The organism is Shewanella sp. (assembly GCF_051658185.1).
GTDB lineage: Bacteria > Pseudomonadota > Gammaproteobacteria > Enterobacterales > Shewanellaceae > Shewanella.
Genome location: NZ_JBOFMC010000046.1, coordinates 21,108 through 30,653, shown reverse-complemented (window position 1 = coordinate 30,653; position 9,546 = coordinate 21,108). Strand labels below are relative to the sequence as shown.

Below are 9,546 nucleotides of genomic sequence, written 5' to 3'. Positions count from 1 at the left end.
CAAAGGAAACGGGGTGGGGATTCTCGGGTAAGGACGTGAAATACAAATACAGGCACTGTGCGACCTCCGCACGGGGCAATTTTTCGAGCACTCGCAGACTGACTAACACTTGATAGTCTAACCGGTACAGATCCCACAGGGTTTCATCGGCCATCAGTTCCACAATATCGGCTTCACCATCATACATGGCCCGCAATAACATCCCCGTATGCACGGCCTTTTCGGTGTTTTTGCGCCTAAATGACAAACTTTGGCTTTGGATGCGCCCGAGAACAAACTAGCACCCACTCATATTAGCGCAGTAGTTAACCTCCGGCTGTGCTTTGCTTAAGTATTAAATAAGGAGGTTTGTATGCCGCGCCTTGCAGATCTCAGATCACTCTTTGACTTTGTATTACATCAGTTGCCATTCTCATTGTTATCTTCTAGATATAAAAAAGCCCCGACAGCAACACTGTTGGGGCTTTTATACATTCTGCATTGATTTATACAGTGAGTAATGGCATGCCGTTAGCCATTACAGGCTGTAGTACATTTCAAACTCTAATGGGTGAGTGGTACGTGCCACACGCTCAGCTTCGGCAGATTTCAGTGCAATGTAAGACTGGATGAAATCTTCGCTGAATACCCCGCCGCGAGTTAAGAACTCGTGGTCGGCTTGTAAGCATTCAAGGGCGTTTTCTAATGAAGTGGCCACTTGTGGGATTTCAGCCGCTTCTTCTGCTGGCAGATCGTACAAATCTTTATCCATTGCTTCGCCTGGGTGGATCTTGTTTTGGATACCGTCAAGACCTGCCATCAGCAGTGCTGCGAAACCTAAGTATGGGTTTGCATGTGGATCAGGGAAGCGAGTTTCGATACGACGGCCTTTAGGGCTTGGTACCACTGGAATACGGATTGAAGCAGAGCGGTTACGCGCTGAGTAAGCTAACATCACAGGTGCTTCGAAGTGTGGTACTAAACGCTTGTAAGAGTTGGTGCTTGGGTTAGTGAAAGCGTTCAGCGCGCGAGCGTGCTTGATGATACCACCGATGTAATACAGGGCGGTTTCACTTAAGCCTGCGTATTTGTCACCGGCGAACAGGTTAACACCATCTTTAGACAGAGATTGGTGCACGTGCATACCGCTACCGTTGTCGCCAACGATTGGCTTAGGCATGAAAGTCGCAGTCTTACCATAGGCATGAGCCATGTTGTGCACAACGTACTTCAGGATTTGGATTTCGTCCGCTTTCTTAGTCAGGGTATTGAAGCGAGTAGCAATTTCGTTTTGACCCGCAGTCGCCACTTCATGGTGGTGAGCTTCAACCACTTGACCCATTTCTTCGAGCACTAAACACATCGCGCTACGCAGGTCTTGTGATGAGTCAACTGGCGCAACTGGGAAGTAACCGCCTTTTACGAATGGACGGTGACCGGTGTTGCCGCCTTCGTAGCTGGTGCCTGAGTTCCACGCCGCTTCTTTCGCGTCGATTTTAACGAAACAGCCTGACATGTCAGTACCGAAACGGACATCGTCAAACAGGAAGAATTCGGGTTCTGGTCCCACTAATACTGTGTCAGCAATACCGGTTGAGCGTAGGTATTCTTCCGCTTTTTTAGCGATAGAACGTGGGTCGCGATCGTAACCAGTCATTGTGCCCGGCTCTAATACGTCACAGCGGATGAGGGCGGTGGTTTCTTCGGTGAAAGGGTCTAACACAAATGTCGTTGGATCTGGCATCAGCACCATGTCTGATTCGTTAATGCCTTTCCAGCCAGCGATTGATGAGCCGTCAAACATTTTACCGTCTTCGAAGAAGTCAGCGTCTACTTGATGAGCAGGAATCGATACGTGCTGCTCTTTACCTTTGGTGTCGGTAAAACGTAAATCAACAAACTTAACTTCTAATTCTTCAAGTTGCTTTAACACTGATTCAACTGACATTCTCAAGCCTCCGGTAGGGTAAAGGGTGTCCCTTTTATAATCTTTTAACTCACACTGCATTTTGTTGAGCTAAACTTACGAACATTAAAGCGATATCTGTGCCAAAATTTTAAATCATTGATAAGTAACGCTTAAGCATGATTATGCACCAAGATGCTTGTCGGCACGCACCAAAGTGGTGCGAATGTTTGTGGCATTTTGGTGCGCTCATCTATTTTGGTGCAACAATCGATTGAGTTGCCGCGACCGGTTGTCGGTGCAGGCTTATCACTCGGCTGTGGTTAAGGGTGTCATGCTTGATGTTTATTTCGGGATCGTATCAGGCGCGCTATCTGGTGCCGCGCTGATGGATCTTGGTAAACCTCCTTAAGCTAACACATTAATTGGCGTGGGGTGGTGAAGATATTCGCCCTTTTAAGCGAACAATATGTTCGCCGTAATAATGTCATAAACGTCCGTTAAAAATGTCATAAACGTCCGTTAAATTAAGGGGGTAGTGTAAGGCGTTAACACGTCGTTAAGCTTAGGCTGCCCGAGGTGTCAGCCGCTAACATTAACGGGGGAGGCGTGCGTACTGGCTAAGGTTTGAGTTTGTGTAGGCCCCCGCGCTTGTTTGCGTGTGTTTGTGTGTTTGCGTGTTTATTTGTGTGTTTGTGCCGATGTTGCGCCAATGTGCGCGTCTCAGCGCGGGGCAGTTTATTGGTCGCCACCGCCCGCGGATGGCTGGTTTTGGATTGAGTTTTAAAGGCGTGAGGGGCTTAAGTGTGGGCGGTCTTATGGGCTGCTCGATCGCTCCTCGCAGGATTGTTTTATAAGTGTTCAAAAATAATCCTGTGCGCCAAGGCCGCTCTGGAGTAGAATGGCACGCTTTTTTATGGCGACTCAACGTAGATTGCTATAACGAATATTGTAATATCCCTATTTTTGTTTGATGGTAAGAGGTTTATCCGTGCTAGAGAATTTACGTAACATCGCCATTATTGCACACGTTGACCATGGCAAAACGACCCTGGTAGACAAGTTGCTGTCGCAATCAGGAACCCTTGCAACCCGGGGAGAAGCTACTGAGCGGGTGATGGACTCCAACGATCTTGAGAAGGAACGTGGGATCACGATTCTGGCAAAGAATACTGCCATCAAGTGGAACGATTACCGTATCAACATCGTTGATACCCCAGGTCACGCCGACTTCGGTGGTGAGGTAGAGCGCGTTCTATCTATGGTTGACTCAGTATTGCTGCTGGTTGATGCTGTGGATGGTCCAATGCCACAGACTCGCTTTGTGACTAAAAAAGCGTTCGCCCAAGGCTTAAAGCCAATCGTGGTTATCAACAAGATTGACCGTCCTGGTGCTCGCCCTGATTGGGTTATTGATCAAGTATTTGATCTGTTCGATAACTTAGGTGCGACTGACGAGCAGTTAGATTTCCCAATCGTTTACGCCTCAGCGTTAAACGGTTTTGCAACCTTAGATCCGGATGTCGTCAGCGAAGATATGACGCCACTGTTCCAGACTATCGTTGAAAAAGTGTCATCACCAGATGCTGATGCTGATGGTCCATTCCAGATGCAAATTTCTCAGCTCGATTACAACTCCTACGTGGGTGTTATCGGTGTGGGTCGCATTAACCGTGGTAGCATCAAAACTAACCAACAGGTCACCATTATCGGTGCCGATGGTAAAACCCGTAACGGTAAAATGGGCCAAGTATTAGGTTACATGGGTCTAGAGCGCACAGAAGTGGATGTTGCTAACGCTGGCGATATCGTGGCGATCACCGGTTTGGGTGAGCTTAAAATTTCGGACACAGTGTGTGCCGCTGGCAATGTAGAGGCGATGCCGCCTTTATCTGTTGACGAGCCAACGCTGACCATGACCTTCCAAGTCAACACGTCACCTTTTGCGGGTAAAGAAGGTAAGTACGTGACTTCACGTAACATTCTTGAGCGTCTGCAACAGGAATTAGTGCACAACGTGGCACTGCGTGTGGAAGAAACGGATAGTCCAGACCGTTTCGCGGTATCGGGCCGTGGTGAATTACACTTATCTATCCTGATCGAAAACATGCGTCGTGAAGGTTATGAATTAGCGGTTTCTCGCCCTGAAGTTATCTTAAAAACCATCGATGGCGAACTGTGTGAACCATACGAAACGCTGACCGTTGACGTTGAAGAAGAGCATCAAGGTACCGTTATTGAAAAATTGGGTGTCCGTAAAGCTGAAATGAAAGACATGCAGCTTGACGGTAAAGGCCGCGTTCGCGTTGACTTTATCATCCCAAGCCGTGGTTTAATCGGTTTCCAAACGGAGTTCTTAACGGCAACTTCAGGTACGGGTCTGATTTATCACTCATTCGATCATTACGGTCCGCACAAAGGTGGCGATATTGGTCAACGCGCTAACGGCGTACTGATCTCTAACGCAACTGGTAAGGCACTGACATTCGCCCTGTTCGGTCTGCAGGACCGCGGTCGTCTGTTTATTGGCCATGCTGCCGAAGTTTACGAAGGTCAAGTGGTGGGTATTCACTCACGTTCAAACGACCTGACTGTAAACTGTCTTAAAGGTAAGCAGCTGACTAACATGCGCGCTTCTGGTACTGATGAAGCTCAAGTACTGACTACACCAATCACCTTAACTCTTGAGCAAGCGCTTGAGTTTATTGATGATGACGAGTTAGTTGAAGTGACGCCTAAGAGCATCCGTGTGCGTAAGAAGCACTTAACCGAAAACGATCGTAAGCGCGCTAGCCGCGGTTAATGATACGCGGTTAATCATGGCGGTTGGCCAGCGAATGGCTGGCTAACTGGCCCATGTTGCGTGATGACATAGATGACATAAAAGCCCCGCCGAGAAATCGGCGGGGCTTTTGATTTTTAGCGATCCTTAAAAGTTCAACGGTTAACTCAATAAGCAACTTGAGCAACTTACGTAATTTGAGCAAGGTCACCCATCAACTTCGCGCCTCACTTTAGCGCCGTTCGCTAAATCCCTTCCCCTAAAAAGACTTTTGTGTAGCTGGGTTGGATCCATGCTTTGTCACCCTTGGTTAGCCCTAATTGCTTAAACTGGACCTTAGGTATTTCCACATGGATGAGCTGATTATCGCTATCGGTTAATACTTCTAGGCGGGCGGTAGGGCCGACGATGGTGACTAAATCTAAAGTGACTTGCAGCGCGTTATCCGTCGGTTGCGTCAGTACGTCAATTTCGTGGGGGCGCACATAGGCGAGCCCTTGCTGTTCTTCACCTAGGGTATGTTCTGGTGAGGGGATTTGAATATTGCCAATGCGACTATGCCCCTGTTGCACACGGGCATGGAACAGGTTCACGTTGCCCAAAAATTCGTAAACAAAGGGGTTGCTGGGGCGATCGTACACTTCTTCTGGGGTGCCTTGTTGTTCAATTCGTCCTTGATTCATGACGACAATTTTGTCGGCAACCTCGAGGGCTTCTTCTTGATCGTGGGTGACAAATACGGTGGTGACGTTAATTTCGTCATGTAAGCGCCTCAGCCAGCGGCGCAGTTCGGCGCGCACTTTGGCATCGAGCGCGCCAAACGGTTCATCCAATAACAACACTTTGGGCTCAACCGCGAGGGCTCGGGCGAGGGCGATGCGTTGTCTTTGGCCACCGGAGAGTTGTGAGGGATAGCGATTGGCGGTCCAATCGAGTTGCACTAATTTTAAGAGTGAGTGCACTTTATCGGCAATGTCGGCTTTGCTCGGGCGTGTTTTTCGGGGTCTTACGGTGAGGCCATAGGCGACATTTTCAAACACTGTCATGTGTTTGAATAGCGCATAATGTTGAAACACAAATCCGACCCCGCGCTCACTCACGTGGCGGCTGGTAATATCTTCACCATTAAATTTCACCAGACCGCTGTCGGCTTGCTCGAGTCCGGCGATGATCCGCAGCAGAGTGGTTTTGCCGGAGCCTGAAGGGCCTAACAGTGCGGTGAGCTCACCGGTGTTTATCGCTAAATCGACCGAATCCACGGCGACAAAATCACCAAAGCGCTTATTAACTTGCTGAATATGTATGCTCATTATGTTCTCTTTAATTAACCGTGGCGTTTAGTGAATTCGGTGTTTGCGTTCATCTTTCCACTCAATCATGCTTTTGAGCACAATGGTCACCAGCGCAAGACCGGTGAGGAGCGATGACACAGCAAACGCCGCAGTGAACAGGTATTCGTTGTATAACACTTCAATGTGTAGTGGCATGGTATTGGTTTCACCGCGGATCCGCCCTGACACGACGGCCACGGCGCCAAATTCGCCCATGGCCCGCGCATTACAGAGCACCACTCCATACAGTAGCCCCCATTTAATATTGGGCAGCGTAACGTACCAAAAGGTCTTTAAGCCGCTCGCGCCTAAGGTGAGCGAGGCCTCTTCTTCATCCTTGCCCTGTTGTTGCATCAGCGGGATTAATTCCCGGGCAATAAAAGGTAAGGTGCCAAATAAAATGACGAGGATGATGCCGGGCACTGCAAAAATAATTTGTAAATCATGCTGTTCCAGCCATGGGCCTAGCCAGCCATGGGTGCTAAACATCACCACGAAAATGAGCCCGACCACCACAGGGGAGATAGCAAAGGGCAAATCAATGATCGAGATCAGTAAGGTTTTGCCTTTAAAATCAAACTTAGCAATCGCCCAGGCGATGGCAACGCCAAAGAGGGCGTTGATGGGCACCACGATGAAGATCACCAGCAGTGTCAGCTTTATTGCGGCGAGGGCATCGGGATCGCTCACCGCTTGCCACCAAACGTTAAGGCCGGCTTCAAAGGCGCCATAGAGCACGACCGCTAAAGGCAGCACTAAAAATAAGGTTAAAAAACCAAGGGCAATGCTGATCAAGCTCCATTTTATCCAAGGGGCCTCGCTGGTAGCAGCGTGGTGGGAATGCTGGCTCATAGGTTAACCTCTTCTGCTCGCCCACCACTGTAGGCTATTAATGACTAACAATAGGACGAAGGCTGCCGCGAGCATCACCACCCCAATCGCGGCGGCACCTTGATAATCGTACTGCTCGGTTTTTGCCACGATCAGCAGTGGGGTGATTTCAGTGCGATAGGGTAAGTTGCCTGAAATAAAGATCACGGAGCCGTATTCACCAATCGCCCGAGCAAAGGCCAGGGCATAGCCGGTGAGCATGGCGGGGAGCACCGCCGGGAGGATCACTCGCCTGATGGTGGTCAAGCGACTGGCACCAAGGGAGGCCGATGCTTCCTCAAGCTCTTTGGCAAAGTCGGCGAGCACTGGCTGTACGGTACGCACCACAAAGGGTAAACCAATGTAGGTTAACGCAATCACGACGCCTATTTCGCTGTAGGCCACTTTAATTCCGCCGTATTGCAAGTATTGGCCTACCCAGCCCGTGGTGGAATACAGGGTGACTAGCGCAATGCCCGCTACCGCTGTGGGCAGGGCAAACGGCAAATCAACCAAGGCATCGACAATCTTTTTGCCAAAAAACTGATAACGCACTAAGACCCATGCGACCAGTGTGCCGAAAACGGCATTAATGCTGGCCCCGATGAATGCCGCCATAAAGGACAGCTTATAGGAGGCAACCACCTGTGGATGGCTGACTGCCGCCCAAAAATCTGCCCAGCTCATTTGCAGCGTGTAGAGCACTAAGCCCGCGACAGGGATGAGTAAGATCAAGCTTAAATATAAAACCGAGAAGCCTAAGGTGATGCCAAACCCGGGCAGCACAGACTTGATGACCACCTTGCTCATAATGTTATCCCATAATAAATCATTGTTATCTTAGGCTGCGTTTGCGCTGTTAAGTGATGGGCCAATCCGATCACTGGTGCATCTGGGCGAGAATGCGGTCAAATTTACCGCCATCATTAAAATGAAGTTGCTGCGCCTGTGCCCATCCGCCAAATGCCTTATCAATGGTTAACAGCGGGATCTGTGGAAATTGCTGAGCGTATTGCGCGGCGATGTTGGGCTGAGTGGGGCGATAAAAGTGTTTGGCGGCCAGTCGCTGCGCATCGTCGGAATAAAGATGGGTCAGGTAAGCCGTTGCCAGCTCACGGGTGCCTTTGCGATCAACGTTTTTATCGACAATGGCGACGCTGGGCTCTGCCAAAATACTCATACTTGGCATGACGATCTCAAATTCACCTTTGCCAAGGAGCGCCTGTGCCAGCATGGCTTCATTTTCCCAAGCGATAAATACATCGCCAATTTGGCGTTGCACAAAGGTATTAGTTGCGCCGCGCGCACCGGAATCTAATACGGGCACGTTTTGATAAAGCTGAAGCACAAACTCATCTGCCTTGGCTTCGGTGCCAAAGCGTTTAAAGGCATAACCCCAAGCGGCCAAATAATTCCAGCGCGCGCCGCCAGAGGTTTTAGGGTTAGGGGTGATCACCGCGACATCCTTGCGGATGAGATCATCCCAATCGCGGATATTTTTGGGATTTCCTTTACGCACTAACAGCACGATGGTCGAAGTGTAAGGCGAACTGTTGTGGGGTAAGCGACTCTGCCAATCGGCAGGGAGGAGTCCTGCTTGTTGCTGCAGGGCATCAATATCATAACCAAGAGCCAGAGTGACGACATCCGCCCCGAGGCCATCAATTACCGCGCGGGCCTGCGAGCCTGAACCGCCATGGGATTGGCGTAGCTGCGGCGCAGCATGGCCTTGAGCCTGCCAGTATTTGCTAAATAAGGTGTTGTATTCACGATAAAACTCCCTAGTTGGATCGTAGGAGACGTTGAGTAACGCATCCTTCGCCGGGGCAATAAAGCTTAGCGGCATAAGCACAAGGGCGAGCGTTATTTGCCGGAGACGGTGAGAGTAAGCCATAGTGAAATCCTTAATATGAGTAATAGCGTTTTCCGGTAATGCGGTCAGGTTGTTATGGCAAGGGCTCATTAACGCTCAGTTAACGGTGGAGAGTCTCATGCTTTAATCCTGTCGCCTAAACTGTGGGTGATTAGCTGGCGTATTAGCAGGTTAATATTAAATTTTTCATTAGCTTATCCCTCTTTATATTGGCGTTTGCTGTCACAGTCGTTATGGGCGAATCGTGGCGAAGCTCCTGTCACTTGCTCGGAATTATAGGGTAATTTAGATAACTAAAAAGTTACATTTTAGTCTTTTATATTCCATTTGGTGATAACAGGGCGTACGAGGGGGGATGGAGGTCATCTCGGCGGAAATCCCGCTGGCGAGTCTGTAGGGCAAATTGTAAAGGAGGCAGGCTAAGGCGGTGAGCGTGTGTGGCTTAAAGATTATTACTTAAAGATAGTGGCTTAAGGATTAGGGCTTAAAGATTAGGGCTTAAAGATAATGGCTTAAGGATTAAGAATTAAGGCTTAAGGATTACGGCTTAAGGATTACGGCTTAAGGATGGCGGCCTAATGCGTGTGGCTCTTATGTATTTCTTTGCTAAACCGATGAACGTCAGCGGCGAGTATGGTGGTTAATGTCTGTGCGCAGTTGCATGAGCGCGGGCGGGGGCTAACATGAAAACGCCATTCATACTGTTAGGTGGCAAGTTGCACCCACTATTTGAATGGCGGACTCACCGCAGCGCTTAGGCGAGGGTCATCTTTTGCATGTTTGCATGTTTGCATGATGCGTGTGG

6 protein-coding genes and 1 pseudogene are annotated in these 9,546 nt (G+C 49.4%); 1 reads left to right on the top strand and 6 read right to left on the bottom strand.

Annotated elements, in window-relative coordinates:
- Together ACRCZA_RS01965 and glnA are read right to left on the bottom strand one after the other, a co-directional pair.
- Positions 1–247 (bottom strand): annotated as a pseudogene (locus ACRCZA_RS01965) (RepB family plasmid replication initiator protein); the annotation flags it as partial.
- Positions 248–517: 270 nt separating this feature from the next.
- On the bottom strand, positions 518–1,927 hold the full coding sequence (glnA, locus tag ACRCZA_RS01960; RefSeq protein ID WP_438672801.1) for a glutamate--ammonia ligase: 1,410 nt from the start codon (positions 1,925–1,927) through the stop codon (positions 518–520).
- A 949-nt stretch (positions 1,928–2,876) separates the two neighbouring features.
- Between glnA and typA the strand changes: the two genes are divergently transcribed.
- Positions 2,877–4,688, top strand: a complete 1,812-nt coding sequence (gene typA, locus ACRCZA_RS01955; RefSeq protein ID WP_438672800.1) for a translational GTPase TypA — start codon at positions 2,877–2,879, stop codon at positions 4,686–4,688.
- Positions 4,689–4,912: 224 nt separating this feature from the next.
- Here typA and ACRCZA_RS01950 read toward each other — a convergent pair whose 3' ends face one another.
- The 4 genes from ACRCZA_RS01950 to ACRCZA_RS01935 all read right to left on the bottom strand — a co-directional run bounded on the left by ACRCZA_RS01950 (position 4,913) and on the right by ACRCZA_RS01935 (position 8,762).
- Entirely contained in the window at positions 4,913–5,977 is a 1,065-nt protein-coding gene (locus tag ACRCZA_RS01950; RefSeq protein ID WP_438672799.1) for a sulfate/molybdate ABC transporter ATP-binding protein, read from the bottom strand.
- Between the two features lie 27 nt (positions 5,978–6,004).
- On the bottom strand, positions 6,005–6,850 hold the full coding sequence (gene cysW / locus ACRCZA_RS01945) for a sulfate ABC transporter permease subunit CysW (protein ID WP_438672798.1): 846 nt from the start codon (positions 6,848–6,850) through the stop codon (positions 6,005–6,007).
- 3 nt (positions 6,851–6,853) lie between these two features.
- Positions 6,854–7,678 (bottom strand): sulfate ABC transporter permease subunit CysT, encoded by an 825-nt coding sequence (gene cysT, locus ACRCZA_RS01940; protein ID WP_438672797.1) that lies wholly within the window; start codon positions 7,676–7,678, stop codon positions 6,854–6,856.
- A gap of 70 nt (positions 7,679–7,748) precedes the next feature.
- Positions 7,749–8,762, bottom strand: coding sequence for a sulfate ABC transporter substrate-binding protein (locus ACRCZA_RS01935; protein WP_438672796.1), 1,014 nt, complete (start codon positions 8,760–8,762; stop codon positions 7,749–7,751).
- Between the last annotated feature and the right edge of the window lie 784 nt (positions 8,763–9,546).

What these genes read in the sequence shown, in the direction of transcription:
- glnA (WP_438672801.1), bottom strand. Translation starts at nt 1,927, where the DNA reads ATGTCAGTTGAATCAGTGTTAAAGCAACTTGAAGAATTAGAAGTTAAG.
- ACRCZA_RS01950 (WP_438672799.1), bottom strand. Translation starts at nt 5,977, where the DNA reads ATGAGCATACATATTCAGCAAGTTAATAAGCGCTTTGGTGATTTTGTC.
- cysW (WP_438672798.1), bottom strand. Translation starts at nt 6,850, where the DNA reads ATGAGCCAGCATTCCCACCACGCTGCTACCAGCGAGGCCCCTTGGATA.
- cysT (WP_438672797.1), bottom strand. Translation starts at nt 7,678, where the DNA reads ATGAGCAAGGTGGTCATCAAGTCTGTGCTGCCCGGGTTTGGCATCACC.
- ACRCZA_RS01935 (WP_438672796.1), bottom strand. Translation starts at nt 8,762, where the DNA reads ATGGCTTACTCTCACCGTCTCCGGCAAATAACGCTCGCCCTTGTGCTT.